This window comes from Aquabacterium sp., from assembly GCF_035476535.1.
Lineage (GTDB): Bacteria > Pseudomonadota > Gammaproteobacteria > Burkholderiales > Burkholderiaceae_C > Pseudaquabacterium.
This window is the reverse complement of the sequence record NZ_DATILJ010000036.1, coordinates 1-26,634: the sequence shown is the minus strand read 5'-3', so window position 1 is coordinate 26,634 and position 26,634 is coordinate 1. Positions and strand designations below refer to the sequence as shown.

General features: G+C 67.6%; 23 protein-coding genes and 1 pseudogene. 11 read left to right on the top strand and 13 right to left on the bottom strand.

Annotated elements, in window-relative coordinates; genetic code table 11:
• Window positions 1-311: NAD(P)-binding domain-containing protein (locus VLK61_RS04215; protein WP_325418624.1), on the bottom strand; the 311-nt coding region annotated here is incomplete at its 3' end.
• 203 nt (window positions 312-514) lie between these two features.
• Between VLK61_RS04215 and VLK61_RS04210 the strand changes: the two genes are divergently transcribed.
• The 3 genes from VLK61_RS04210 to VLK61_RS04200 all read left to right on the top strand — a co-directional run bounded on the left by VLK61_RS04210 (window position 515) and on the right by VLK61_RS04200 (window position 3,575).
• Window positions 515-1,786, top strand: a complete 1,272-nt coding sequence (locus VLK61_RS04210) for a Glu/Leu/Phe/Val family dehydrogenase (protein WP_325418622.1) — start codon at window positions 515-517, stop codon at window positions 1,784-1,786.
• A gap of 54 nt (window positions 1,787-1,840) precedes the next feature.
• Window positions 1,841-2,356, top strand: coding sequence for an Lrp/AsnC ligand binding domain-containing protein (locus tag VLK61_RS04205; protein WP_325418620.1), 516 nt, complete (start codon window positions 1,841-1,843; stop codon window positions 2,354-2,356).
• Window positions 2,357-2,456: 100 nt separating this feature from the next.
• A complete protein-coding gene (locus tag VLK61_RS04200) occupies window positions 2,457-3,575 on the top strand; it encodes an Ig domain-containing protein (RefSeq protein ID WP_325418618.1) in 1,119 nt (372 codons plus the stop codon).
• On the opposite strand, the gene VLK61_RS04195 is transcribed toward VLK61_RS04200, so the two are convergent.
• Window positions 3,556-4,278 (bottom strand): YggS family pyridoxal phosphate-dependent enzyme, encoded by a 723-nt coding sequence (locus tag VLK61_RS04195; RefSeq protein ID WP_325418616.1) that lies wholly within the window; start codon window positions 4,276-4,278, stop codon window positions 3,556-3,558. The two genes, VLK61_RS04200 and VLK61_RS04195, sit on opposite strands and share 20 nt — an antisense overlap.
• 29 nt (window positions 4,279-4,307) lie before the next feature.
• Between VLK61_RS04195 and VLK61_RS04190 the strand changes: the two genes are divergently transcribed.
• Genes VLK61_RS04190 through VLK61_RS04175 form a run of 4 tightly spaced genes read left to right on the top strand, consistent with a single transcriptional unit; the run spans window position 4,308 to window position 8,101 of the window.
• Entirely contained in the window at window positions 4,308-5,351 is a 1,044-nt protein-coding gene (locus VLK61_RS04190) for a type IV pilus twitching motility protein PilT (protein WP_325418614.1), read from the top strand.
• 32 nt (window positions 5,352-5,383) lie between these two features.
• Window positions 5,384-6,016 (top strand): cyclic nucleotide-binding domain-containing protein, encoded by a 633-nt coding sequence (locus VLK61_RS04185; protein WP_325418612.1) that lies wholly within the window; start codon window positions 5,384-5,386, stop codon window positions 6,014-6,016.
• Window positions 6,017-6,033: 17 nt separating this feature from the next.
• Window positions 6,034-7,170 (top strand): PilT/PilU family type 4a pilus ATPase, encoded by a 1,137-nt coding sequence (locus VLK61_RS04180; protein WP_325418610.1) that lies wholly within the window; start codon window positions 6,034-6,036, stop codon window positions 7,168-7,170.
• A 43-nt stretch (window positions 7,171-7,213) separates the two neighbouring features.
• Window positions 7,214-8,101, top strand: coding sequence for an NAD(P)-dependent oxidoreductase (locus tag VLK61_RS04175; protein WP_325418608.1), 888 nt, complete (start codon window positions 7,214-7,216; stop codon window positions 8,099-8,101).
• Window positions 8,102-8,114: 13 nt separating this feature from the next.
• On the opposite strand, the gene VLK61_RS04170 is transcribed toward VLK61_RS04175, so the two are convergent.
• From VLK61_RS04170 to VLK61_RS04160, 3 genes are read right to left on the bottom strand one after another with little or no spacing between them, the layout of a single operon-like run.
• Window positions 8,115-8,759, bottom strand: coding sequence for a BON domain-containing protein (locus tag VLK61_RS04170; RefSeq protein ID WP_325418606.1), 645 nt, complete (start codon window positions 8,757-8,759; stop codon window positions 8,115-8,117).
• Window positions 8,756-9,352, bottom strand: a complete 597-nt coding sequence (locus VLK61_RS04165) for an SIS domain-containing protein (protein ID WP_325418604.1) — start codon at window positions 9,350-9,352, stop codon at window positions 8,756-8,758. The genes VLK61_RS04170 and VLK61_RS04165 overlap by 4 nt, the downstream gene beginning before the upstream one ends.
• Before the next feature lie 56 nt (window positions 9,353-9,408).
• The gene (locus VLK61_RS04160) at window positions 9,409-9,828 is read right to left on the bottom strand and encodes a YraN family protein (protein WP_325418602.1); all 420 of its coding nucleotides are present in this window, start codon (window positions 9,826-9,828) and stop codon (window positions 9,409-9,411) included.
• Between VLK61_RS04160 and rsmI the strand changes: the two genes are divergently transcribed.
• Window positions 9,821-10,726 (top strand): 16S rRNA (cytidine(1402)-2'-O)-methyltransferase, encoded by a 906-nt coding sequence (gene rsmI, locus VLK61_RS04155; RefSeq protein ID WP_325418600.1) that lies wholly within the window; start codon window positions 9,821-9,823, stop codon window positions 10,724-10,726. The two genes, VLK61_RS04160 and rsmI, sit on opposite strands and share 8 nt — an antisense overlap.
• A 3-nt stretch (window positions 10,727-10,729) precedes the next feature.
• Here the strand turns inward: rsmI and VLK61_RS04150 are convergent, their stop codons facing one another.
• Complete coding sequence (locus tag VLK61_RS04150; RefSeq protein WP_325418598.1) at window positions 10,730-11,089, bottom strand: hypothetical protein; 360 nt, start codon at window positions 11,087-11,089, stop codon at window positions 10,730-10,732.
• A 143-nt stretch (window positions 11,090-11,232) separates the two neighbouring features.
• On the opposite strand from VLK61_RS04150, the gene tldD reads away from it, so the two are divergent.
• Window positions 11,233-12,696: a metalloprotease TldD gene (tldD, locus tag VLK61_RS04145; RefSeq protein ID WP_325418596.1), complete on the top strand. Its 1,464-nt coding sequence runs from the start codon at window positions 11,233-11,235 to the stop codon at window positions 12,694-12,696.
• Here the strand turns inward: tldD and VLK61_RS04140 are convergent.
• Together VLK61_RS04140 and VLK61_RS04135 are read right to left on the bottom strand one after the other, a co-directional pair.
• A complete protein-coding gene (locus tag VLK61_RS04140; protein WP_325418594.1) occupies window positions 12,693-14,078 on the bottom strand; it encodes a DUF1501 domain-containing protein in 1,386 nt (461 codons plus the stop codon). The two genes, tldD and VLK61_RS04140, sit on opposite strands and share 4 nt — an antisense overlap.
• A gap of 13 nt (window positions 14,079-14,091) precedes the next feature.
• Complete coding sequence (locus tag VLK61_RS04135; RefSeq protein ID WP_325418592.1) at window positions 14,092-15,990, bottom strand: DUF1800 domain-containing protein; 1,899 nt, start codon at window positions 15,988-15,990, stop codon at window positions 14,092-14,094.
• A gap of 476 nt (window positions 15,991-16,466) precedes the next feature.
• On the opposite strand from VLK61_RS04135, the gene VLK61_RS04130 reads away from it, so the two are divergent.
• Window positions 16,467-17,606, top strand: a complete 1,140-nt coding sequence (locus VLK61_RS04130) for a 3-deoxy-7-phosphoheptulonate synthase (RefSeq protein WP_325418590.1) — start codon at window positions 16,467-16,469, stop codon at window positions 17,604-17,606.
• Between the two features lie 17 nt (window positions 17,607-17,623).
• Here the strand turns inward: VLK61_RS04130 and VLK61_RS04125 are convergent, their stop codons facing one another.
• Complete coding sequence (locus VLK61_RS04125; protein WP_325418588.1) at window positions 17,624-18,211, bottom strand: cob(I)yrinic acid a,c-diamide adenosyltransferase; 588 nt, start codon at window positions 18,209-18,211, stop codon at window positions 17,624-17,626.
• Between the two features lie 73 nt (window positions 18,212-18,284).
• On the opposite strand from VLK61_RS04125, the gene VLK61_RS04120 reads away from it, so the two are divergent.
• The gene (locus VLK61_RS04120) at window positions 18,285-19,703 is read left to right on the top strand and encodes an FAD-binding oxidoreductase (RefSeq protein ID WP_325418586.1); all 1,419 of its coding nucleotides are present in this window, start codon (window positions 18,285-18,287) and stop codon (window positions 19,701-19,703) included.
• On the opposite strand, the gene VLK61_RS04115 is transcribed toward VLK61_RS04120, so the two are convergent.
• The 4 genes and pseudogenes from VLK61_RS04115 to VLK61_RS04100 form a co-directional block, all read right to left on the bottom strand.
• Window positions 19,700-22,831, bottom strand: a complete 3,132-nt coding sequence (locus tag VLK61_RS04115) for a sensor domain-containing protein (protein ID WP_325418584.1) — start codon at window positions 22,829-22,831, stop codon at window positions 19,700-19,702. The genes VLK61_RS04120 and VLK61_RS04115 overlap by 4 nt on opposite strands.
• Window positions 22,832-23,161: 330 nt before the next feature.
• Window positions 23,162-24,745, bottom strand: a complete 1,584-nt coding sequence (locus VLK61_RS04110) for a SpoVR family protein (protein ID WP_325418582.1) — start codon at window positions 24,743-24,745, stop codon at window positions 23,162-23,164.
• A 6-nt stretch (window positions 24,746-24,751) separates the two neighbouring features.
• Window positions 24,752-26,044 (bottom strand): YeaH/YhbH family protein, encoded by a 1,293-nt coding sequence (locus tag VLK61_RS04105; protein WP_325418580.1) that lies wholly within the window; start codon window positions 26,042-26,044, stop codon window positions 24,752-24,754.
• A gap of 31 nt (window positions 26,045-26,075) precedes the next feature.
• Window positions 26,076-26,634 (bottom strand): annotated as a pseudogene (locus VLK61_RS04100) (PrkA family serine protein kinase); the annotation flags it as partial.

The following is a 26,634-nucleotide window of genomic DNA, read 5'->3' as shown; positions in this document are numbered from 1 at the left end:
CTGCAGCGGATGCCGGCCATCACGCTGAGCTGCAGCGCACCGGCCACGAACGCGGCGGCCGGCGCCGCGGCTTCATTGAACAGCTGCGGCTTCACCGCCCACACCACCAGCGCGCTGCCGGACAGTGACGCATCGGCCGCCGCTTGCGTGCGCACGCCGAAGCGCGATTGCAGGCTGGCGCGCTGCGCCTCGCCGGGGTCGATGACCAGTAGCGAAGCTGGCGCACGGCCGGCGTTCACCAGCCCGCCGATCAGCGCGCTGGCCATATTGCCGCCGCCGATGAAGGCGATCTGTTCTTGCGTCGAGTTCATCGCGGCAGTGTATCGACGCGCCCTGCGCAACTGCACGCGCTGCACGACGTCATTCCCCGAATCGCCAGCCTCATGCAAAAAACGCATGCGACCCCACAAGCGCTGACTAGCCTCCTACATTGCGCCCCCAGCGGCCGCTTTGCGGCGCTCATGAGGCGCCCGGCAGGCCGGGCCGCTGCAAACCTTCACCCCACAGGACTTCCATGACCGTTCTCTCCTACGTCAACCCGACCGCCGACAGCCCCTGGGGCACTTATCTGTCGCAGGTGGATCGCGTGACCCCCTACCTCGGCTCGCTGTCACGCTGGGCCGAATCGCTGAAGCGGCCCAAGCGCGCGCTGATCGTCGATGTGCCGATCGAGCTGGACGACGGCACCGTCGCCCACCACGAGGGCTACCGCGTGCAGCACAGCCTGTCGCGCGGCCCCGGCAAGGGAGGGGTGCGCTATCACCCGGACGTGACGCTGGAAGAGGTGATGGCGCTGTCGGCCTGGATGTCGATCAAGAACGCCGCGGTGAACCTGCCCTTCGGCGGCGCCAAGGGCGGCATTCGCGTCGACCCGAAGAAGCTGTCGATCAAGGAACTGGAGCGCCTGACGCGCCGCTACACCAGCGAGATCGGCATCATCATCGGCCCGCAGCAGGACATCCCGGCGCCCGACGTCAACACCAACGCCCAGGTGATGGCCTGGATGATGGACACCTACTCGATGAACACCGGCTCGACGTCCACCGGCGTGGTCACCGGCAAACCGATCCACCTGGGCGGCTCGCTGGGCCGCGTCAAGGCCACCGGCCGCGGCGTGTTCGTCACCGGGCGTGAAGCGGCACGGCGCATCGGGCTGGAGCTGGACGGCGCGCGCGTGGCGGTGCAGGGTTTCGGCAATGTCGGCTCGTCGGCGGCGGAACTCTTCGGCCAGGCCGGCGCGAAGATCGTGGCGGCGCAGGACCACACCGGCACCATCGTCAACGGCCGGGGCTTCGACCTGTCGCAGCTGATCCCGCATGTGCGCGACACCGGCGGCGTGGCCGGCTTCGTCGGTGCCGAAGCGGCCGCCGACGAAGACTTCTGGGACCTGCCCTGCGAGATCCTGATCCCCGCGGCACTGGAAGGCCAGATCACCGCCGACCGGGCGCGCCGCATCCAGGCCAAGCTGGTGCTCGAGGGCGCCAACGGCCCGACGGTGCCCAGTGCCGACGACATCCTGGCCGAGCGCAACATCCTGGTGGTGCCGGACGTGATCTGCAATGCCGGCGGCGTGACGGTGAGCTACTTCGAATGGGTGCAGGACTTCTCGTCCTTCTTCTGGACTGAAGACGAGATCAATGTGCGGCTGGACAAGATCATGATCGGTGCGCTGAAGAAGATCTGGGACACCGCTGACCGCCACCAGATCACGCTGCGCACCGCCACCTTCGCGGTGGCCTGCGAGCGCATTCTCACCGCGCGGCAGGAGCGGGGTCTGTACCCTTGATGCAGGACGGCCCGGGCTTCGGCAGGGTCACCGACTCGCCGACAATCCATCGCCATGGATGACGACGACCTGAGCGCCGGCGCGGCGCCCGCCGGCCCGGCGCAGCCCGACCGCGGCATCGACAAGATCGACGCCCGTATCCTGCGCGTGCTGCAGAAGGACGGGCGCATCTCGAACCTGAAACTCGCCGAGAGCGTGCACCTGTCGCCCACCGCGGTGCTGGAGCGCGTCAAGCGCCTGACCCGAGACAACTACATCCTGGGCTACGAGGCACGGCTGAACCCGGCCAAGCTGGGCGCCGGCATGATGGTCTTCGTCGAGGTGCTGCTGGACCGCACCGCGCCGGATGTGATGGCCACCTTCAAGGCCGCGGTGCAGGCGCGGCCCGAGATCCTGGAATGCCACCTGGTGGCCGGCGGCTTCGACTACCTGATCAAGACCCGCGTGGCCGACATGGTGGCCTACCGCGAACTGCTGGCCACCGTGATCTGGAGCCTGCCGGGAGTGCGCGAGACGCGCACCTACACCGTGATGGAAGAGGTCAAGAACCAGACGGCGCTGCCGCTGTGAAGCCGTTCACGCGCCGGTGCGCCCATCCGGTGCGCCCATCCCTTGGTTGGTGGACGCCGGCGGCCTTGCCTGCCACCGGCCGCGACTAGACTTGCCACTGATGAAGCCAAGCCTGACATTCCTGGGTGCCCTGCTGCTGGCCGGCACCGCTGCCGCCGATGACTCACAACCGACGGTCGAGAAATGCGACCGTGAAATGGGCAGCCTGGCGGTGGCCGAGCCGCAGTCGCATGTGATCGCCGGTCTGTCGCGCTACCAGCTGGGTTCACCCAGCATCATGCTGCGCATGATCGCGCAGGAGTCCGGCTGCTTCGCGGTGGTCGAGCGCGGCGTCGCGATGCAGAACCTGCAGCAGGAACGCTCGCTGGCCGCCGGCGGGCAACTGCAGGCCGGCTCGAATGTCGGCGGTGGCCAGATGCAGGTGGCCGATTTCGTGATGACACCGGCCGTGCAGTTCAGCGACGATACCGGTGGCGTGGGTGGTGTCATCGGCGGGCTGTTCGGCCGCGCCGGCGGTGTGCTGGGCCACTTGGGCGGCCTGGCCGGCGGCGTCAAGTTCAAGGAAGCCGAGACCACGCTGCTGGTGGCCGACGTGCGCTCGGGCATTCAGGTGGCCAGCGCCGAAGGCAAGGCCAGCAAGATGAGCTTCAGCCTCGGCGGCTGGGGCTGGGGCGGCCTGGGCTGGGCCTCCGGTGGCGGCTACAGCAAGACGCCAGAGGGCAAGCTGATCGCCGCCAGCCTGCTCGACAACTTCAACAAGATCGTGCAGCAGATCCGCAGCAAGCCGACGCTGATTCGCAGCACTTCGCAAGCCTCGCAGCAGAATGCCGCGCAGTCGATCCAGGCCACCGGGCCGGGGGCCTCGCCGGCCACGGCCATGCCGGCCGTTCAGACGACTGCGGCGCCCTCGGCCGGCCCGCTGCCGGCGGCGCTGACGGGTGCTTTCTCGGGCCAGTACGGTGGCCAGGAGCAGGGCGTGTTCTCGGTGATCATCGGCAGCGATGGCCGCATCTCGGGCATCGCGCAATCCACCGCCGGCGTCAGTGTCACGATCTCCGGCGTGGCCAACGCCGGTGGCGCGCTGGTGATGACCGGCACCGGCGCGGTCGGTGCGTCGCAGTTCAGCGGCGTCATCGATGCGAACTCCGGCGCACTGGTCGGCACCTGGCGGCTGAACAACGGCCGCGGCCAGGGCACCTTCAACGGCCGCAAGCAGTGACCGCGGGCCGCCCACCAAAGATCGCCGTGCCCACGCGCACGATCGTCGCGCCTTCGGCGATCGCGGCTTCCAAGTCGGCACTCATGCCCATCGACAGCGTGTCCAGTGCCAGGCCGTAGGCGTTGAGCTGGTCCATCAGGCCCCGCAGCGCGCGGTGGGGCAGGCGCTGGGCTGCAAAGTCGGCGGCCGGCTCGGGAATGGCCATCAGGCCACGCAGGCGCACATTCGGCAGCGCCGCGACTTGCTGCGCCAGTGGCGGCAGCGCATCGGGATGCACGCCGCTCTTGCTGCCCTCGCCGCTGATGTTGACCTGCAGGCACAGCTGCAAGGGCGCGCGGCCGGGGGGCCGCTGTTCGGACAGGCGCTGTGCGATCTTCAGCCGGTCGACCGTGTGCACCCAGTCAAAGGCCTCGGCGACGACGCGGGTCTTGTTGCTCTGCAGCGGACCGATCAAGTGCCACTCCAACGGCTGGCCGGCGGGCGTGCGCACAGTGGCCAATGCAGCGATCTTGTCCAGCGCTTCCTGCACATAGTTCTCGCCGAAAGCGCACTGGCCGGCGGCCACCGCCTCACGCACCGCTTCGGGGCCGAAGGTCTTGCTCACCGCCAGCAAAGTGACTTCCTGCACGGGGCGGCCGGCCGCGGCGCAGGCCTGCGCCATCCGCTCACGCAACTGTTGTAACTTGGGTGCCACGCTCGTCATAATGGCCCGAGCCTACCCCAAGCACCCCCATGGACATCACGCAACTGCTGGCCTTCTCGGTGAAGAACAAGGCATCCGACCTGCACTTGTCGGCCGGCCTGCCGCCGATGATCCGGGTGCATGGCGATGTGCGCCGCATCAATGTCGAGGCGCTGGACCACAAGGCGGTCCACAGCATGGTCTACGACATCATGAACGATGCCCAGCGCAAGCACTACGAAGACACGTTGGAGTGCGACTTCTCGTTCGAGATCCAGGGCCTGGCGCGCTTCCGCGTCAATGCCTTCAACCAGAACCGCGGCGCCGGCGCGGTGTTCCGCACCATTCCCAGCAAGATCCTGACGCTGGAGCAGCTGAACACGCCCAAGGTCTTTGCCGACCTGGCCTTGAAGCCGCGCGGCATGGTGCTCTGCACCGGCCCCACCGGCTCGGGCAAGAGCACCACGCTGGCGGCGATGGTCAACCACCTGAACGAAAACGAATACGGCCACGTGCTGACGGTGGAAGACCCGATCGAGTTCGTGCACGAATCGAAGAAGTGCCTGATCAACCAGCGCGAGGTAGGCCCGCACACGCTGAGCTTCGCCAACGCCTTGCGCTCGGCGCTGCGCGAGGACCCGGACGCCATCCTCGTCGGCGAAATGCGCGACCTGGAAACCATCCGCCTGGCGCTCACCGCCGCGGAAACCGGCCACCTGGTGTTCGGCACCTTGCACACATCCAGTGCGGCCAAGACGGTGGACCGCATCGTCGACGTGTTCCCGGCGGCGGAAAAAGAAATGGTCCGCGCGATGCTGTCCGAATCGCTGATCGCGGTGATCTCGCAAACGCTGTGCAAGCTGAAGGATGGCTCGGGCCGCGTCGCCGCGCACGAGATCATGATCGGCACCTCGGCCATCCGCAACCTGATCCGCGAGAACAAGATCGCGCAGATGTACTCGTCGATCCAGACCGGCCAGAACCTGGGCATGCAGACGCTGGACCAGAACCTGTCCGACCTGGTGCGGCGCAATGTCGTCTCGCCGATGGAAGCCCGCGCGAAAGCCAAGTTCCCCGAGAACTTCCCCGGCTGAGTCGACGCCGCGCCTATCCACCCCGCTCGCCTGTGAAGACCCTGCTCAGCCGCCTGAGAGGCCGCCGCGCCGCCGGCCCGGCGGACGCCGGCGATTCGCTGCCGGCCACCAGCCTGCTGCCGCCCGATGAAGTCATTGCGCCGCCGGTGCAGTGGGCCGACCGGGCGACTGAGCTGAAGGCCAAGCCGACCGACCCCGCCGAAGCCGCACGCCAGTTGCTGAAGCTGTGGCGGGGCGATGCACCGCTGGCTGCCATCGGCGACGCCGCGGCGCCGCGGCTGGCGCCCTGGCTGGCGGCCGCCGATGTGGCCAGCGGCCAGCAACCCATCCTGCAGGACGAAGGCGGCGACTTCCTGCTGGTGCTGCTGGAAGGCCGTGTGTCGGTCGAACGCCAGCACCCCGGCGGCGCGGCGACCCGGCTGTTCGAAGCCCGCGCCGGCGACCTGCTCGGCGAGATGGCCTTGTTCGATGGCGGCCCGCGTTTCTGCGCCTGCCGCACCCTCACCCCTTGCACGCTGGCAGTGCTGGACAGTGGCGCACTGCAGCGCCTGATGAGCGACGATCCGGCCTTGGCCGCTGCCGTGCTCGCCTCGATCACGCGGCGGCTGTCGCTGCGGCTGCGCCAGACCGGCGCCCGCCTGTCCGCGCTGCTGGCGCCGCAATAGAACAGGAGTACCCCCTCATGGAACGCGACCAGGCCTCCAAATTCGTCAACGACCTGCTACGGCTGATGGTCTCGCGCAATGGCTCGGACCTGTTTCTCACCGCCGACTTCCCGCCCGCGATCAAGGTCGACGGCAAGGTCACCAAGGTCTCGCCGCAGCCGCTGACCGGCCAGCACACCATGGCGCTGGTGCGCGCGGTCATGAACGACAAGCAGGGCGCCGAGTTCGAGCGCACCAAGGAATGCAACTTCGCGATCTCGCCGCAGGGCATCGGCCGCTTCCGCGTCAATGCCTTCATGCAGATGGGCAACGTCGGCCTGGTCTTCCGCACCATCCCGCAGACGCTGCCGACGATCGACCAGCTCGGCCTGCCGAAGATCCTGAAGGATGTCGCGATGACCAAGCGTGGCCTGGTCATCATGGTCGGCGCCACCGGCTCGGGCAAGAGCACCTCGCTGGCGGCGATGGTCGACTGGCGCAACGAACATTCCTACGGCCACATCATCACCATCGAAGACCCGGTGGAGTTCGTGCATGCGCACAAGAACTGCATCATCACCCAGCGTGAAGTGGGGCTGGACACCGATGGCTGGGAAGCCGCGCTGAAGAACACGCTGCGCCAGGCGCCCGACGTCATCCTGATGGGCGAAGTCCGCGACCGCGAGACGATGGAGCACGCGGTGGCCTTCGCCGAAACCGGCCACCTGTGCGTGGCCACGCTGCATGCCAACAGCTCCAATCAGGCGCTGGACCGCATCATCAACTTCTTCCCCGAAGAGCGGCGCCAGCAGCTGCTGATGGACCTGTCGCTCAATTTGAAAGGCATCATTTCGCAGCGCCTGCTGCCGCGCGAGGAGGGCAAGGGCCGTGTCGCGGCGGTCGAGATCCTGCTGAACACGCCGCTGATCTCCGACATGATCTTCAAGGGCGAGGTCAGCGAGATCAAGGAGTTGATGAAGCGCTCGCGCGAGCATGGCATGCAGACCTTCGACCAGGCGCTGTTCGACCTGTTCGAAGCCGGCATGGTGACCTACGAAGATGCGCTGCGCAATGCCGATTCGGTGAACGACCTGCGGCTGAACATCAAGCTGCACAGCGTGCGGGCGCGGAACAAAGACCTCTCCGCAGGCACTGAACATCTCACCATCGTGTGAGTGCGCAGAAGGCCGCCGCATCGGGCAGCCTACACTTTCGACGATGAAAACCTACGAAGCCATTCCTTCGCGGCGCGTGGCCTTCCTGGGCCTCGGTGTCATGGGCCATCCGATGGCCGGGCATCTGGCGCGGGCGGGGCACAGCGTCTCGGTCTACAACCGCACCGCCGCCAAGGCCCAGGCCTGGGTGGCCGAGCACGGCGGCCGCGCGGCCGCGACACCGCGCGAGGCGGTGGCGGATGCCGAGTTCGTGTTCGCCTGCGTCGGCAACGACGACGATCTGCGCTCGGTGGTGCTCGGTGCCGATGGTGCATTCGCCGGCATGGCGGCGGGCGGCATCTTCGTCGACCACACCACCGCATCGGCCGAGGTGGCGCGTGAACTCGCGGCGGCGGCGCGCAGCTTCGGCCTGCAGTTCATCGACGCGCCGGTATCCGGCGGCCAGGCCGGTGCGGTGAACGGCCTGCTGACGGTGATGTGCGGCGGCGACGCGGCAGCTTTCGAGGCGATGAAACCGGTGGCGCTGACCTTTTCCCGCGCCGTCACCCGTGTGGGCGAGAGCGGCGCCGGCCAGCTGGCCAAGATGGTCAACCAGGTCTGCATTGCCGGGCTGGTGCAGGGCCTGTCCGAGGCCATCGCCTTCGGTCAGCGCGCCGGCCTGGACATGAAGCAGGTGCTCGACGTCATCGGCAAGGGCGCCGCGCAAAGCTGGCAGATGGACAACCGCGGCGGCACGATGGTCGACGACCGATTCGACTTCGGCTTCGCGGTCGACTGGATGCGCAAGGACCTGGGCCTGGTGCTCGACGAAGCCCGTCGCAACGGCGCACGCGTGCCAGTGACGGCGCTGGTTGACCAGTTCTATGCCGACCTGCAGGCGCAGGGTGGCGGACGCTGGGACACCTCCAGCCTCATCCGCCGCCTGACGTAGGCCGGCGAGCGGCCTACTTCTTCGCCGGCTGCAGTTCAGCCAGTTCGGCCTCGCTGATCACGTCGAACACGCGCACCACCTTCACCACGCCGGGGATGGAACGCGCCACGTCGCCGGCACGCTTGGCCTCGCGCTCGGTGACACGGCCCATCAGGTAGACCTGGCCGCGCTCTGTCACCACCTTGAAGGCGTTGGACTGCAGGTCGCGTGCATCGATGAAGCTGGCCTTGACCTTGCTGGTCAGCACGGCGTCGTTCGAGCGTGAGCCGATGCTGCTGTTGGCCGTCACCGCCAGCTCGTTGACGATGGCGCGCACGTTCTCGATCTGGGCCACCGCCTGTTCAACCGCGGACCGGTCGGTCTCGGTGGGCACCTCACCGGTCAGCAGCACCGTGCGGTTGTAGCTGGTCACGCTGACGTGACCACGCTCGCCCAATGCGCCCTGCACGCGGTTGATGGCTTTCAGCTCGATGGCCTGGTCCTCGATCTGCGCGCCGGAGGTGCGGCGGTCGGTGGCCATCATGCCGCCCATCACCGCGCCGCCGACCAGCAGCCCGGCACAGCCGCTGAGCAGCGTACTGGACAGCACCGCGGTGGACAGCAGCAGCGGCGCGAACCAGCGCGCCGGACGGGGTGTGTTGAAGGCAGTCAATGTCATGCAGGATCCTGTTCGCCCAGCAGTTGCAGATCGATCGCATCGCACAGGCAGTGCAGCACCAGCAGCTGCGCTTCCAGCACGCGCGCGCGGCGGTCGTGCGGCACGGCGACGACCACATCGGTCTCGCCGAGCACGCCGCGCAAGGCGCCGCCGGAGCGGCCGGTCAATGCGATCACGGTCATGTCCTTGGCCTGCGCCGCCTGCGCGGCGGCCAGCAGCCCCGGGTGGTCGCCCTCGGGGTCGATCAGCAGCAGCAGGTCGCCGGGCTGGCCCAGGGTCTCGACCTGGCGCGACAGCACCTGGTCCAGCCTGCCGTCGGCCGCCAGTGCCGACAGCGTGGCGCCATCGGCACCCAGCGCAATCGTGGCCAGGCCGGGGCGATCACGTTCGAAGCGGCCGAGCATTTCGCTCGCCAGCATCTGCGCCAGGCTGGAGGCGGTGCCGAAGCCCGCCACGAACAAGCGGCCGCCCGACGTGAGACCGCCCACGATGGCCTGCGCCGCATCGGCCACCGGCCGGCTCAGCACCTCGGCCGACTGGTACTTCAGGTCGGCGCTTTCGAAGAAGTGCTGCTGGATGCGCTGCTCAAGCATGGTCATGGATCATATGACAGGCCCATACCGGCCCGGTTCCCAGCTGCGTGCGCAGCTCAAGCGGAATCGAAGGCCGCACGAATCCACTGCAGCGCATCGCCGTCAATCGCCACCACGTCGAAACGGCAAGGCGGCAGTTGCGCCAGCTGCAGCAGGTAGTGCTGCGCGGCGCGCACGATGCGGCGCTGCTTGGCGCCGGTGACGCTGGCCGCTGCGCCGCCGGCCGAGCCGCTGGCGCGCGAGCGCACTTCGACGAAGACCAGCGTGCCGTCGGTGTCCCACAGGATCAGGTCGATCTCGGCACCGCGCGCGAACGGCCCACCGGCCAGCCGATAATTGCGGCACACCAGGCGCAGGCCTTGCCGCTGCAGATGGACCAGGGCCCGCTGTTCGGCATCGTCGCCGGTCAGCTGCCTGGACGTCTGTGTCGCACGCTTGCCGCCCACCCGCCTGGATTGCCCACCGCTTGTGACCATCACCCCCTCATTGCTGCACCAGGCCGCCGCGGATGCGGCCGGCGCCCAGCACTTTCCTGCCGGCGCACTGTATGTGCTGGCCACGCCGATCGGCAACCTCGCCGACCTGAGCCTGCGCGCGATTCACCTGCTGAGCCGGGTGGATGCGGTGGCCTGCGAGGACACGCGGGTCACCGGCCGGCTGTTGCATCATCTGGGGCTGGACAAGCCGCTGATCGCACTGCACGAGCACAACGAACTGAGCGCCGCGCAGGCGGTGATCGCGCGCTTGGCCAGCGGCCAGCGCGTGGCCTATGCCAGCGATGCCGGCACGCCGGCGATCTCCGACCCGGGAGCCGCGCTGGTGGCCGCCGTGGTCGCCCACGGCCTGGTGGTGATGCCGATCCCGGGCGCCAGCAGCGTAGTCACCGCGCTCAGCGTGGCCGGCGATGCAGCGGCCCAGGGCTTTGTCTTCCATGGTTTCCTGCCGCCCAAGGGCCAGGAGCGGCGCGATGCCTTGGGCGCCTTGCTGGCGCTGCCGGGCAGCCAGGTGCTGTTCGAAGCGCCCCATCGCATCGAAGCGCTGCTGGCCTTGCTGGCCGAGCTGGCACCGCAACGCCGGCTGACGCTCTGCCGCGAGCTGACCAAGCAGTTCGAGCAAATCCACACCTTGCTCGCGGCCGACGCGCCGGCCTGGCTGGCCGCCGATGCCCAGCATGCACGCGGCGAGTTTGTGCTGGTGCTGCATGCCGCACCCGCCGCTGCGGTGGCCGAAGGCCTGCCGCCGGAGACCGAGCGGGTGCTGGTGCTGCTGCTGCGTGAACTGCCGCTGAAACAGGCCGTGGCCCTGGCCGCGGAGATCAGCGGCGCGCCGCGCAACGCACTGTACAGCCGCGCACTGGCGCTGCGCGACGCCTGACGCTCACTTCGCCGGCGCGGACGCCGCCGTCTGTGGGTCGTGCTTCTGACGGCGGATGGCGTGGCTGTTGCGGTCCTGCATGCGGTTCATGTGGCGGCGCTCCTTGGCGGTCACGGTGCCGTCGGCCTTGGCGTTGGCCTCCGCCTGGTTCACCGCGGCCTGGCGCTTTTCGAGCGATTGCGTTTCCTTGGCGGTCAGCGAGCCCGACGCGGCGCCTTTGGCGATGCGCGCCTGCTGCCTGGCTTCACGCTTGTCCACGTGCGGCGTGGACGCGGCGCCGGCCACGGGTGTCTGCGCCTGGGCGGCCAGTGCGGCGATCGACAAGGCGACGGCGGTGAACAGGGTGCGGGTGAGCAGTGCCATGGGATGTCCTTGGGGAGTGGTGAAGGTTGACAGGCGGAAGACCCGGGTGCGCCTGAACAACGACATCTGCGGTGCCATCGCCGACGCGCGTCCGGGTAAAACTTCGTGAAGCAAGGGCAAGGCCACGCTCCTAGAATCGCCCGATGATCTCGCGCGAACCCACCCTCGAACGTCTGGCGGTCGCCAAGACGATGCTGCTGGACCCGTTCAACCTGGACGACGCGGCGCTCGCGCGGGCGCTGGGCACGATCGGCGAGCACCGCATCGACGATGCCGACCTGTACTTCCAGATCACCCGCCATGAAGGCTGGAGCCTGGAAGAAGGCATCGTCAAGAGCGGCAGCTTCAGCATCGACCAGGGCGTGGGCGTGCGCGCCGTCGCCGGCGAAAAGACCGCCTTCGCCTATTCGGACGACATCTCCGAGGCCTCGCTGCTCGACGCCGCACGCACCGTGCGCAGCATCGCCGCGGCCGGCCAGAGCAAGCGCGTGAAGCTCGCCGCGGCGCCGAAGATCGCCGGCAGCCGCCGCCTGTACGGTCCGACCGACCCGATCGCCACGCTGGACAGCGCGCAGAAGGTGGCGCTGCTCGAGAAGATCGAACGCATGGCGCGGGCCCGCGACCCGCGCATCGTGCAGGTGATGGCCGGCCTGGCCGCCGAATACGACGTGGTGCTGGTGGCGCGCGCCGATGGCACGCGGGCCGCAGACGTGCGGCCGCTGGTGCGCATGTCCATCACCGTGATCGCCGAATCCAACGGCCGCCGCGAAATCGGCTCCGGCGGCGGTGGTGGCCGCTTCGGCCTGGGCTATTTCCAGGACGCTCAGCTGGAGGCTTATGTCGACCAGGCGGTGAACGCCGCGCTGACCAACCTCGAATCGCGCCCGGCCCCGGCCGGCGAGATGACCGTGGTGCTGGGCCCCGGCTGGCCCGGCGTGCTGCTGCATGAAGCGGTGGGCCACGGGCTGGAGGGCGACTTCAACCGCAAGGGCTCGTCCACTTTCGCCGGCCGCATCGGCCAGCGCGTGGCGGCCAAGGGCGTGACGGTGCTGGATGACGGCACGCTGCCCGACCGCCGCGGCTCGCTGAACGTCGACGATGAAGGCCACCCCTCGCAGCGCAACGTGCTGATCGAGGACGGCATCCTGAAGGGCTACATCCAGGACGCGATGAATGCGCGGCTGATGGGCGTCAAGCCCACCGGCAACGGCCGGCGCGAAAGTTACGCCCATGTGCCGATGCCACGCATGACCAACACCTACATGCTGGCCGGCGACAAGACCAAGGAAGAGATCGTCGCCAGCATCAAGCGCGGGCTCTATGCCACCAACTTCGGCGGCGGCCAGGTCGACATCACCAGCGGCAAGTTCGTCTTCTCGGCCAGCGAGGCCTTCTGGGTCGAGAACGGCCGCATCCAATACCCCGTGAAAGGCGCGACCATCATCGGCAACGGGCCTGAGGCGCTGACCCGCGTGAAGATGATCGGCAACGACATGGAGCTGGACAGCGGTGTCGGCGTCTGCGGCAAGGAAGGCCAGAGCGTGCCGGTGGGTGTCGGTCAGCCGACCTTGCGCATTGACGGGCTGACCGTCGGCGGCACAGCCTAGACGAACCCCAGGTTTCGCGTCGAGAAGTTGCCGATGTTGGGCACCACGGTCGCGAGATCGCTGTCCGACACACCCAGCCAGCTGGCCAGCGTGGCGCCGAACTGATCGACCGAGGTGGTCGGCACCAGCCGGCCCTGGCCGATGTCGTCCGGCCCGTTGACGGCGATCGCCGGCGCGCTGCCATAAAACGCCTTGCCCTTGACGGCGCCGCCGATCACGACATGGTGGCTGCCCCAGCCGTGGTCCGAGCCGTCGCCGTTGATCGACAGCGTGCGGCCGAAGTCGGAGGCGGTGAAGCTGGTGACCTTGTCGCTGACGCCCAGTTCGGCCGTGGCGTCATGGAAGGCCTTCATCGCGTCGGCCACCTGGGTCAGCAGGCCGGGGTGGTTCTCGAGCAGGTTGTCGTGCAGGTCGAAGCCGCCCAGCGAGACCATGAACACCTGCCGGCTGAGGCCGAAACTGGCCCGCGCCGCAACCATGCGCGCCACCATCTTCAGCTGCGCGCCGAGCGACGTGCCGGGAAACACCGTGGCCAAATCAGGCAGGCCGCCCAGGGCCGCGGTGACCTGGGCTTCGGCGTCGATCGAGCGGCGCGTCACCCGCGTGTATTCGTCGGCGAACAGGTTGGCGCTGGTGCCGGTGATCAGCGTGCGCAGCGCGGTCTGCGCCGCCGAGGAGCCGTACAGTGCGCGCTGGATGCCCTTGATCGCCACGGCGCCGCCGCTGCTGAGCTGGTACTGCACGGCGCTGTGGCCCGACAGGAACACCGCGTTGCCGGTGACCGAGGTGCAGCTGAACACGCTGCCGCCGTTGCCCGACAGCATCAGGTCGCCGATGCGTCCGCCCCAGCCCGAGGTGGCGCCTTCGGCCAGGTCGGACTGCCAGATCGATTGCTGGTCGTTGTGCGACAGCAGCTTGGGCGGCAGCGGCACCGACTTGGCCTTGTACTGCGCCACCGTGGTCGGCACGATCAACGGGCCGACGTTCAGCTGCACCGCCAGCTTGCCGGCGTCCCACACCGTCTTCAGCGGTGCCAGCTGCGGCGCCAGCGCCAGTTGCAGGCCATCGGGCAGTGCCGTGTTCGGCTGCAGCGTGGTGGCGGCCAGGGCTGATTGCGCGGTGGCCATGGCGCCACGGATCTGCGCGTACCGCGTGTAGTGCGTGCCATCCACCGGCACCAGCGTGTTGCCGTGGTCATTGCCGCCGTAGAGGAACACGCAGACCAGCGCCTTGTAGTCGCCGGGGCTGGTGGCCGCCGCTGCATCGGCCATCAACGACAGGTTCAGGGCCCAGGGCGCAGCCGTGCCGGTCACGCCCAACAGCGCGCCACGCCGCAGCAGCGCGCGGCGCGCCAGGTCGATCGATGAGATGGGTTTGTGCATGATCGATCGACCTTCAGCGCTGAACCAGGTAGTCGGGGCTGGCCATCACCAGCAGCACCGCGGCATACACGCGGTTGGCCTTGTCCTTATCGCTGCTGCCGGCCATGCCGGTGATCGTCGTGATGATCAGGCTGCGCGTGGCGGCGGACAGCTGGTAGGCGCACAGCAAACGGTCGAGCCGGTCGACCAGGCCGCTCGGGTTCGTCGCCAGCGCCAGCTCGGCGCTGTAGTTCGGCAAGATGTCCGCGTGGCCGTTGCCGATGGCCGTCTGCATGTAGTTCAGGTAGCCGGCAACGCTGGATTCATGGGTGATCTGGAACTCCGGCGCCTGCAGCACCTGCGTAGCGATGGCGCTGTTGGGCGGCACATAGCCGGGCCTGAAGTAGTTGAAGACGGACGGCGAACGCTGCGGGCTTTGGCCCAAGCGCGTGCCCGGATCGCTGGTATTGCCGACGTTCCATTCGGTCGAAGCGGATGTGGCCTTGAACACCCGGGCCCAGTGGATGAAACGCAGCATGGGCTCACGCAGCTTGCCGAAGGCGGGCATGCCGAGTCCCGCATCGCTGCGCGCTTCTTCGTCCAGCAGGATCGCCCGCAGCACGGCTTTCAGATCGCCGCGCACCCCCAGGCCGTTGTCGTTGAACGCGGCCGACACCCGCGCCACATAGGCGTTACTGGGGTTGCTGGTGACCAGGCGCTGGATCAGCCGCGTGCCGATGAAGGGGCCGACGTTGGCGTGATTGGCGAGCGTGTTCAGCGCGGTGGCCAGGGCCTGCGCGCCATCGGTGTTGGCCGGCACCGTGGTGCCCAGGAAGCTGGCCGAGAGGGTCGAGTGCAGCGCGGCGTTCAGCACCATCGGGCGGCGCGTGAACTCGGGGCCGGTCTCGCCCTTGGGCCGGTTCAGGTTCCAGCCGGTGAACACGCGGGCCAGCTGCGTCACCATGTCCTGCGTGTAGCTTTCGATCGGCTGGCCGCTGCCGTCCAGCTCGGGCGTGCCATCGGCATTCAGCGCGTACAGGCCGATCGTGAACAGCTGCATCACCTCGCGCGCGTAGTTTTCGTCCGGCAGGCGGCCGGTGCGGGTGTCTTCCTTCTGGTTGCCGGCGGTGTTCAGGTAGCCGCCCATCGCCGGGTTCAGCGTCACCTGTTCGATCAGCGTGCGGAAGCTGCCGAAGGCGTTGCTCACCAGCAGGTCCCAGTAGGCCGCCAGCTTGAACTGCTTGTACGGACCCGAAATGCCGTCGAAGCCGACGACGAAGATCTCCGACAAGGCCAGCGTCACGCGCTGGCGCAGGCTGTCGCCGGCGGTGAGCAGGCGCTGCCAGACCTGGGCGTCCACACCGATGGCGGTACTGACGGCATCAGGGTTGGTGTCCAGGCCCTTGGAAACCAGCCAGTCCCAGTTGCTGCTGGACACCGGTTTGGCGAACTGCTGGTCCAGCCAGGCCGCGTAGCCGATGGCGCGCAGGTTCGCGATCTCGGCGTCGCTGGGGGCCAGCGTGGCCTGCATCAGAAAGCGCGCGGCCTGCGCATCGGAGAAGGCGTAGTGCGTGACCAGCACCAGCGGCGCGAAGTCGGCCAGCGTGCCAACCCACAGCAGCACGTTCTCTGAAGCCGGTCCCAGCAGGTAGATGTCGCTGCCGGCCACGCCCAGGTAGTTGCCGGTGGCCGCGTAGTGGCGGTAGACATAGGGCGGCAGCGTCAGGTCGGGCTCGTGGCCGGGAAACAGTGCGGCGTAGTGCGCTTCGGCCCAGTCCATCAGCTCGGTCGCCGTGGGCACCGGCGTGGCGGATACAGCCTCTGCGGCCGCCGGGGCCTGCAGAATGCTGCGGTCGGTGCGTGCCTGCGAGGTTTTCAGGAACGCTTCGGGCACTTGTGCATCGTTGCCGCCGCCACAGGCGGACAGCAGCATGGCGGCCGCGCCGGCAGCCCAGCGACCGGCATCTTCCGGCAGCGCTATCGGCGCGGGCAAAGACGCCAGCGCCACAGCGGGTGGCCGTGCCGACGGCGTCGCGCCAATGGCCCGAATCCCCATGATCGACCCCCCTCTTGTCATCCAGCCCAGGTCCGGATGCTGAACGCTTCATTGCGGCAATGCGAGCAGATTTACCGCACGGAGACGCAGCTTCACATCACGCAATGCTTGTGACCATCTGCGCATGGCCGCGAGCTAGGGCTGCGGCTCGCGTGCTAAAGTCCGGCCCCATGCGTTCCGCCGTGTTTTTCTTTGGCTACTTTTGGTTCTCGCACCGCACCGGCGGAGGAGAGGCAAGCGTTTAGCCTGACAAGCACAACGAACCTCGACGAACCGCCGGCACCCCCGGCGGTTTTTTATTGCCCGAACGCTTTTCACCCTCACCCGATTCACCCTTGACCCAGGAACCTGCCATGGCACCGAAATCCCCCAGCAGCCACTCATCCAGCGAGGGTGGTTTTGGTTATGCGCTCAGCGAAAAGACCAGCGAAACCGACGACCAGAGGATCAAGGACGTGACGCCCTTGCCGCCGCCCGAGCACCTGATCCGCTTCTTCCCGATTGCCGGCACACCGGTGGAGAAGCTGGTCGGCAACACGCGCACCGCGGTGCGCCAGATCCTGCAGGGCAAGGACGATCGCTTGCTGGTGGTGATCGGCCCCTGCTCGATCCACGACACCAGCGCGGCGCTGGATTACGCCCGCAAGCTGAAGGCCGAACGCACCAAATACGCCGACACGCTGGAGATCGTGATGCGCGTGTACTTCGAGAAGCCGCGCACCACCGTCGGCTGGAAGGGCCTGATCAACGACCCCTACCTGGACGAGAGCTACCGCATCCACGAGGGCCTGCGCATCGCGCGTCAGCTGCTGGTGGACATCAACCGGCTCGGCGTGCCGGCCGGCAGCGAGTTCCTCGACACCATCAGCCCGCAGTACATCGGCGACCTGATCGCCTGGGGCGCGATCGGCGCACGCACGACGGAGAGCCAGGTGCACCGCGAACTGGCTTCGGGCCTGTCCGCACCGATCGGCTTCAAGAACGGCACCGACGGCAACCTGAAGATCGCCACCGATGCCATCCAGGCCGCTTCACGCCCGCACCACTTTCTGTCGGTGCACAAGAACGGCCAGGTCGCCATCGTCGAGACCAAGGGCAACAAGGACTGCCATGTGATCCTGCGCGGCGGCAAGGCGCCGAACTACGACGCCGAGAGCGTCGCCGCGGCCTGCGGCGAGCTGGAAGCCGCCAAGCTGCCCTGCCAGCTGATGATCGACTGCAGCCACGCCAACAGCAGCAAGCAGCACCAGCGCCAGGTCGACGTGGCGCGCGACATCGGCACGCAGATGGCGGCCGGCAACCGCTGCATCTTCGGCGTGATGGTCGAGAGCCACCTGGTGCCGGGCGCCCAGAAGTTCACGCCCGGCAAAGACGACGTGGCCAAGCTGGAATACGGCAAGAGCATCACCGATGCCTGCATCGGCTGGGACGATTCGCTGACCGTGCTGCAGGTGCTCAGTGACGCGGTGAAGGCGCGGCGTTCGCGCGGCTGATCTGCCGGAGGCCGCGCTCAGGGCTTCGTTGGGTCCTGCTGCGCGGCCAGCCGCTCGCTGCGCCAGTAGACATCGTCGCCGCCCAGGCCATCGAGGTTGGCGCGGTTGAGCACCCGCGCCAGCACGAACAGCAGATCGGACAGGCGGTTCAGGTACTGGCGCGGCGCATCGTTGACCGGTTCGTGCGCGGCCAGCGCGACGACGGCACGCTCGGCCCGGCGCGCCACGCTGCGGCTGACATGCGCCAGCGCGGCGCTGCGCGTGCCGGCGGGCAGGATGAACTCCGCCAGCCGCGGCAGCGCGGCGTTGTGGCGTGCCAGCGCGTCGTCCAGGTGCAGCACGGCCTCGGCCTTCAGCAGCGTGTAGCCGGGGATCGACATCTCACCGCCCAGGTTGAACAGTTCATGCTGGATCGTCACCAGCAGCCCACGCACGTCGTCCGGCAGCGGCTCGGCCAGCAGCACGCCGAGGCCGGAGTTCAGCTCGTCCACATCACCCATGGCCTGCACACGCAAGTGGTCCTTGGCCACGCGCGTGCCGTCGCCCAGGCCGGTGGTGCCGTCGTCGCCGGTGCGGGTGGCGATCTGCGTCAATCGATTGGCCATGATGAGGGTGTGCTGCTGGGAAAACCTGCATCTTGCCCGAACCTAGAATGACACTTCCGCCCCGGAGATCATCATGAACGCCACCCTGCCCGCCCATCTGATGCCCGTGGAGCCGCGGCCGGTGCCGGCAGCGATGATCGAGACGCTGAAACTTCGCTTCGGCGAGCGCTGCTCCACCGCGCTGGCCGTGCGTGAGCAGCATGGCCGCGACGAGTCACCGTTCGACGTGCCGCCGCCCGAAGCGGTGGTCTTTGCCGAGAGCACCGACGACGTGGCCGCCACCGTGACGCTGGCCAGCCAGTACGAAGTGCCGGTGATCGCCTTCGGTGTCGGCTCGTCGCTGGAGGGCCATTTGCTCGCAGTGCAGGGCGGCATCAGCATCGATGTCTCGCGCATGAAGCGTGTGCTGCGCCTGAACCCCGAGGACCTGACGGTCACGGTGCAGCCCGGTGTCACGCGCAAGCAGCTCAACGATGAGATCCGCCACACCGGCCTGTTCTTCCCGATCGATCCCGGCGCCGACGCCTCGATCGGCGGCATGGCCGCCACGCGCGCCAGCGGCACGAATGCCGTGCGCTACGGCACGATGCGCGAGAACGTGCTGGCGCTGGAAGTGGTGACGGCCAGCGGCGAGGTCATCCGCACCGGCACGCGGGCCAAGAAGTCCGCCGCCGGCTACGACCTGACACGGCTGATGGTCGGCAGCGAAGGCACGCTGGGCGTGATCACCGAAGTCACGGTGAAGCTGTATCCGCAGCCCGAATCGGTGTCGGCCGCGGTGTGCAACTTTCCGAGCATCGCCGATGCGGTGGCCACCACGATCCAGATCATCCAGCTGGGCGTGCCGATCGCGCGCTGCGAGCTGCTGGACGCGCATGCGGTGCGGGCGGTGAACCGCCACGACAAGCTGACGCTGCGCGAAGCGCCAATGCTGCTGATGGAGTTCCACGGCAGCGAAGCCAGCGTGAAGGAACAGGCCGAGCTGGTGCAGGAAGCGGCGCGCGAGCATGGCGGCGAAGACTTCGAATGGGCCACCACACCGGAAGAGCGCACCCGTTTGTGGACCGCCCGCCACCACGCCTATTTCGCTGCGCTGCAGCTGAAACCCGGCTGCCGCACCGTGACCACCGACACCTGCGTGCCGATCTCGCGGCTGGCCGAATGCATTGCACTGGCGGTCGATGAAGCCGAAGCCGCGGGCCTGCAGTACTACATCGTCGGCCATGTCGGCGACGGCAACTTCCATATCGCCTACCTGATCGACCCGGCGATTCCCGCCGAGCGGGACTTGGCCGAACGCCTGAACAACCAACTGGTGCAGCATGCGCTGAAGCTCGAAGGCACCTGCACCGGCGAGCATGGCATCGGCCTGCACAAGCAGGGCTTCCTGGTTGACGAGGCCGGTGCCGGCACGGTCGAATTGATGCGCGTGGTCAAGCGGGCGCTTGACCCGAAGAACATCCTGAACCCGGGAAAGATCTTCTCGCTTTAGGCCGCGTCGCGGAGCGACTGCCTGGCGCGCAGCGTCAGCCACTGCGTCAGCGCCTCGGCCCTCAGCGGCCGGCTGTACAAGTAGCCCTGGCCGCGGCCGCATTGCAGCTGCTGCATCAGGCGGGCCTGGCCCGGGGTCTCGATGCCCTCGGCCACGGTGGTCATGCCCAGGGTCTGTGCAACACGGATCGTCGCTTCGATCAGCGCGCGGTGGTACTCGCTGGTTTCGGCGTGGCTGACGAAGGAGCGGTCGATCTTCACCGTGTCCACCGGCAGCTGGTGCAGGCAGGCCAGCGATGAATAGCCGGTGCCGAAATCGTCCAGCGCGATGCTCAGCCCCAGCGCCTTCAGCTCACGCAGCCGCTCACGCGCCAGCTCATCCTGCGCGGCCAGGCTCTCGGTCACTTCCAGCTGCAGCTGGTGGGGCGCGATGCCGGTGCTGCGCAGGCATTCACGAACCTCGGCAATGAAGTTCGGCTGGCGCAGCTGCACGGTGGACAGGTTGACCGCCACCGATCGCGGCGCCAGCGCGCCGAGCTGCTGCTGCCAGGCGACGAACTGGTGGCAGGCCACCGTCAACACCTGGCGGCCGAGCTCGACGATCAGCCCCGATTCTTCGGCCACCGCGATGAACTCGGCCGGCGACACCTGACCCCGGCTCGGGTGCTGCCAGCGCACCAGCGCTTCGACGGCGCCGGTGCCGGCGGCGTCGAACTCGATCACCGGCTGATAGACGACAAACAGCTCGTCCCGCTGCAAGGCCAGCCGCAGGTCGTTTTCAATGCTCAAGGTGTGAGCGACACGTTCATGCATCGACGGGTCGAACACCACGAAGCGGCCGCGGCCGGCGCGCTTGGCCTCGTACATCGCCGTGTCGGCGTCGCGCATCACGGTGTTGGCGTCGTTGGCCGCTTGCTCCGAGGTGACGATGCCGATGCTGGCCGTGGAATGCACGACATGCGAGCCGATGCGATACGGCTCGGCCAGGGCTTCCAGCAGGCGCCGCGCGACCACGCAGACATCGTCGCGGCTCTGCACCGCTTCGAGCACGACCACGAATTCATCCCCCCCGATGCGACCGGCCGTGTGCTCGTAGCTCGGGCCACGGCCCACCGTGTCGCCGGCGCGCAGCGTCTTGCGCAGGCGGTGGGCAATCTGGCGCAGCAGCTCGTCGCCGACTGCATGGCCCAGCGTGTCGTTGACCTGCTTGAAGCGGTCGAAGTCCATGAACAGCACCGCATAGCCGAACTCCGGCCGTTCGCTGGCCCGCTGCAGGGCTTGCTGCACACGGTCGAACACCGCCGCGCGGTTGGGCAGCTGCGTCAGGCCGTCGGTCCGGGCGGCATGGCGCAGCATGGCCTGCATCTGCACCTGCTCGGTCATGTCGAAGTGGATGCCGGCCATGCGGCGCGCGCGGCCGTTGTCGCTGCGCTCGATCACCGTGCCGCAGCAGAGCACGGTGGCCCAGTCGCCGTCGGGACGGCGCAGGCGCTGCTCGAAGCGGAAGGCATGCTCGGGATTGTTCAGGTGCAATTGCAGCGCCTCGCGCCGCGGCTCGACGTCGTCCGGATGCACCAGCGAACCGAGCGCGATGCCGCTCAGTGGCACCGAGCCCGGCGCATAGCCGAGCATGGTCATGAATCGCTCGTTGCAGCTGAGTTCATTGCTGTGCATGTCCCACTGCCAGGTGCCCACGTCGGCCGCGGCCACGGTCATTTCCAGCAGCACACGCTGGTTGCGCTGATCGGTGACATCGGTCAGGCAGGACACCGCGCCCGACACGTGGCCAAAGGCATCCCGGATCGGCTCGGCATTGACCAACAGCCAGCGCAGCGAGCCATCTTCGGCGGCCACACCGAGCGTTTCGCCGCGCAGGCCGACGCCCTCGCGCAGCGCGCGGGCGCCGGGCGTGTGCGAACGCGACACCTCGCTCAGGTCCTCGCGCAACAGCTTCCAGTGGTCGGGCCGCGGTCGGTCGTCGATCAGGATCTCACGCGGCAGGCCCAGAGCCCGCTCAGCCGCCGGATTGCACTCGACCACCCGGCCGGTGTTGTCCTGCACCAGCACGCCGGTCGGCAAGGCCTCCAGCATGGCCGCTGTCTTCAGGCGTTGGGTGACGCGTTCGGTGATGTCGTTGGCCACGCCGACAAAGCCGCTCAGCGCGCCGGCCGCATCGTGCAGCGGCTGCAGGTCGAGATCCAGCCAGTACTCGTGTCCGTCGCGGGTGCGGCTGGGCAGCTCGGCCCGCACACCGCTGCCGCCGTTCAGCGCCTGGCGGATCGGCTGGATCCACTGGGCATCGGTGCCGCCGGCCTGCAGCACGCGCAGCGGGTTGTGGCCCAGCACTTCCGTCGGTGCGAAGCCGGTGATGCGCTCGAAGGCCTGGTTGACCCAGACGGCGCGGCCCGTGGCATCGGTGATGATCACGGCCAGGTGGGTGTGTTCGGCCACCAGCGCCAGGCGCGCCAGCTCATCGGCCTGTGCGGCGAGCTGGCCGGCCTGGCGCCTGACCGCGCGCACCGTGGGCTCGGCCACGCCGAGGGCCAGGAACAGCAGCAGCGCACCGATGAACAACGCCGCCGTGCGCAGCGTGCCGATGGCCTCGTCGCTGCGCGCGCGGGCCGCTTCGCCGGAGCGTTCAGCGATCGCCTGCGCCGTGGCCAGCGCCGGTTCGACATCCCTCTGCAGCGCCACCACGGCGGCGCGCAGGAATTCATTGCCTTGGCGCTCGCCCAGGCTGCGCAGCACGCCCTCGGCGCGGTACCACAGCCGCTCGCGGGCACCGTGCCACTGGGCCATGGCCGGCTGCAGCACGGCAGCCGCAGCCGCCGAGGCGCTGGCTTGTGCATCGACCAGTTGATCCAGGCGCAGGGCTTCGCGCTGGGAGGCCGACACCGCTTGCTGCAGCGCCCTGTCGGCGGCATCCCGGTCATCGGGCAGGCTGTGCAGCAGCACCGCCTGACGTGCGATCTGCTGGCTCCACATGCCTTGGCGACTGGCCAGGCTGATCAGTTCGGTATCGTCCCGGCGCTGGCGCTCCAGGCGCTCGGTCTGCTGCTGGCCGATGCCCACCACGCTGGCCACCAGCAACAGCATGGCCAGCATCGCCCAGCGCACGCGCTGATGCATGCCCCGTTGGGATGCCCGCCCCGCATACGGCCCGGCATCGCCTTGCGGCGCCGCGAGCCCGGACGCGGCCATGCCCGGCACTGCGAGGAGCAGGCGCCGAAACAGGGACAAACGTCGCACGTACGGCGGGATGGGCAAGCCGGAGTCTCCGAGGAAGATTTGCGCCGGTCCGGCAGGGTGTCACTCCCTTCGGGGCCGATCGTCAGTCCTCGTCGTATCGACCGGTGGGCGGCCCAACTTGAGCCAAGGCCCGCGCGCCGGAGGCGCCAAGCGCGGCCTATGGCGCGCTTGGCGACCCATGGCGCGGCGTTGGACCGCGCCGCGCGTCCATCACTGCTGGGGCGCGCCCACCGACCAGCGCTTGGTTACATCGCCTTTGCTGTTGGCGCTTTCCAGGTGCACGCCAAAACCCCACAGCCGGGCCACATGCTTGAGCACCTCTTGCGCACCATCGTCCAGCGGGCGGTCGTTGTGCTGGAAATGGCGAAGCGTCAGCGAACGATCGCCGCGCAGGTTGACGTTCCAGACCTGGATGTTCGGTTCGCGCGAACCCAGGTCGTACTGGCGCGACAGCGCTTCGCGCACACGGCGGTAGCCAGCGTCGTCATGGATCGCGCTGACTTCCAGCTCACTCTGTTTCTCGTCGTCGGTGATCGCGAACAGGCGGAAGTCGCGCATCAGCTTCGGGCTGAGGAACTGGCCCACGAAACTCTCGTCCTTGTAGTTGCGCATCGCCTGTTCGAGCGTGGGCACCCAGTCGGCGCCGGCGATCTCGGGGAACCAGTGGCGGTCTTCTTCGGTCGGTGCTTCGCAGATGCGCTTCAGGTCGGTGTACATCGCAAAGCCCAGCGCGTACGGATTGAAGCCGCTGTAGCCGCGATCCGTGACGCGCGGCTGGTAGACGACGTTGGTGTGCGACTTCAGCCACTCGATCATCACGCCGTCGGTCAGGTAGCCGTCGTCGTACATCGTGTTCAGCAGGCGGTGGTGCCAGAAGGTGGCCCAGCCTTCGTTCATCACCTGCGTCTGGCGCTGCGGGTAGAAGTACTGCGCCACCTTGCGCACGATGCGCACGACCTCGCGCTGCCAGGGCTCCAGCAGCGGCGCGTTCTTCTCGATGAAGTACAGCAGGTTCTCCTGCGGCTCCTCGGGGAAACGGCGTACTTCGGCGGGCTCGTCGGCCTTGTCGGCGCGCTTGGGCAACGTGCGCCAGAGGTCATTGATCTGGCGTTGCGCATAGGCTTCGCGGTCCTTGCGGTCGGACAGTTCCTGCGCCAGCGTCTTGCGCTGCGGCCGGCGGTAGCGATCAACGCCGTGGTTCTGCAGCGCATGGCAGGAGTCGAGGAACTCCTCGACCACCTCCAGGCCATGGCGCTCCTCGCATTCGGCCACATAGTTCTTGGCATAGACCAGGTAGTCGATGATCGACGACGCATCGGTCCACATGCGGAACAGGTAGTTGCCCTTGAAGAAGCTGTTGTGGCCATAAGCGGCATGCGCAATCACCAGCGCCTGCATCGCCATCGTGTTCTCCTCCATCAGGTAGCTGATGCAGGGGTTGCTGTTGATGACGATCTCATAGGCCAGGCCCATGTGGCCGCGCTTGTAGTTCTTCTCGGTCGAGATGAACTCCTTGCCGTAGCTCCAGTGGCGGTAGTTCACCGGCATGCCCACGCTGGCGTAGGCATCCATCATCTGCTCGGCGGTGATGATCTCCAACTGATTCGGATAGGTGTCCAGGCCGTAGCGCTCCGCCGTGTGGCGGATGACTTCGTGGTATTGGTCGATCAACTCGAAGGACCAGTCGCTGGGGCCGGGCAGGCGCTCGCCGGCACGCTTCAGCGGCAGGGGACCGCGGCGGGGTTTCTGAGGCGGCAAGGCTACAGCGGGAGGTGCCGAAAGTAGGGCGCTCATGATGATTCAGGCGGCTTGCGCCGTGCTCTCCTTCTTGAAGAGATCTCTGAACACCGGGTAGATCTGCGATGCCTCGGTGGCCTTGCGCATCGCGAAGTGCGGCTGCGCCTCGGAAAGCTGCGTGTACTCTTCCCACAGGTTCTGCTCTTCCTCGGCCACTTGCACATAGGCGAAATAGCGGCACAAGGGCAGGATCTTCTCGGCCAGCAGTTCGCGGCAACGGCCCGAATCGTGGTGCCAGTTGTCGCCGTCGCTGGCCTGCGCGCCGTAGATGTTCCACTCGCTCGGGTTGTAGCGCGCGCGGATGATTTCTTCCATCAGCACCAGCGCGCTGGACACCACGGTCCCGCCGGTTTCGCGCGCATGGAAGAAATTCTCTTCATCGACCTCTTGCGCCTGCGTGTGGTGGCGGATGAAAACGATGTCAATCTTCTCGTAGTGCCGCGTCAGGAACAAGTACAACAGGATGAAGAAGCGCTTGGACAAATCCTTGCGCGCTTCATCCATCGAACCGGACACATCCATCAGGCAGAACATCACCGCCTTGCTGGTGGGCACCGGCACCTTCACGCGGTTGCGGAAGCGAAGGTCGATCGGGTCGAGGAAGGGGATGCGCTCGATCCGCGCGCGCAGCGCCGCGATCTCTTCTTCCAGCGGCTTGATCTGGGCTTCGGCGGTCTTGTCGCCGGCAGCGGCGGCGGCCTTCAGCGCGAGCAGCTGTTCTTCCAGCTCCTGCACTTCGCGGCGCGAGCCGGAGCCGATGGCGATGCGCCGGCCGATCGCGCCACGCATCGAGCGCACCACGTGCAGGTTGTTCGGCGTGCCGTCGCTGGTGAAGCCGGCGCGGTGGCTCTTCCACTCGGGTGTTTCGGCCAGTTGCGTGCGGATCAGGTGCGGCAGGGCCAGATCTTCAAAGAAGACCTGCATGAACTCTTCCTTGCTCAGCGCGAAGGTGAAGTCGTCCTCGCCCTCACCCTGATCACTGGCCTGACCCTTGCCGGAGCCGCCGCCCTGCCCGCCCTTGGGCCGGTCGATCTTGTCGCCGCGAACGTACTCCTGGTTGCCGGGATGCACGATCTCGCGCATGCCGCCCTGGCCATGGTGGAACACCGGCTCGGACAAATCCTTCTTCGGGATGCGCACCTCTTCACCGCGCTCCAGGTCACGGATGCCGCGGCCGTCGACCGCGCGCTTGACGGCGTCCCGGATCTTGTCCTTGTAGCGGCGCATGAAGCGCTCGCGGTTGCCGATCGACTTGTTCTTGCCCGCCAAACGACGATCGATGATCTGTTGAAGCATGCGGTCCCTCGACGTTTTCTGGCCTGTGTGATCAGCTGCTCTTGCGCACTCTCAGGTACCACTCGCACAACAAGCGCACTTGCTTGGAGGTGTAGCCCTTGGCGACCATGCGGGTGACGAAGTCCTCGTGCTTCTTGGCTTCATCCGCACTGGCCTTGGCGTTGAAGCTGATCACCGGCAGCAACTCTTCGGTGTTCGAGAACATCTTCTTCTCGATCACGGTGCGCAGCTTCTCGTAACTGGTCCACACCGGGTTGTTGCCCTGGTTGTTGGCCCGAGCCCGCAGCACGAAGTTGACGATCTCGTTGCGGAAGTCCTTCGGATTGGACAGCCCCGCCGGCTTTTCGATCTTCTCGAGTTCGGCGTTGAGCGCCGCCCGGTCGAAGATCTCGCCCGTGTCGGTGTCGCGGAATTCCTGGTCCTGGATCCAGAAGTCCGCATAGGTGACATAGCGGTCGAAGATGTTCTGCCCATACTCCGAGTACGACTCGAGGTACGCCGTCTGGATTTCCTTGCCGATGAATTCGGCATAGCGCGCGGAGAGGTGTTCCTTGATGTAGGCGAGGTACTTCTGCTCGACCTCGGGCGGG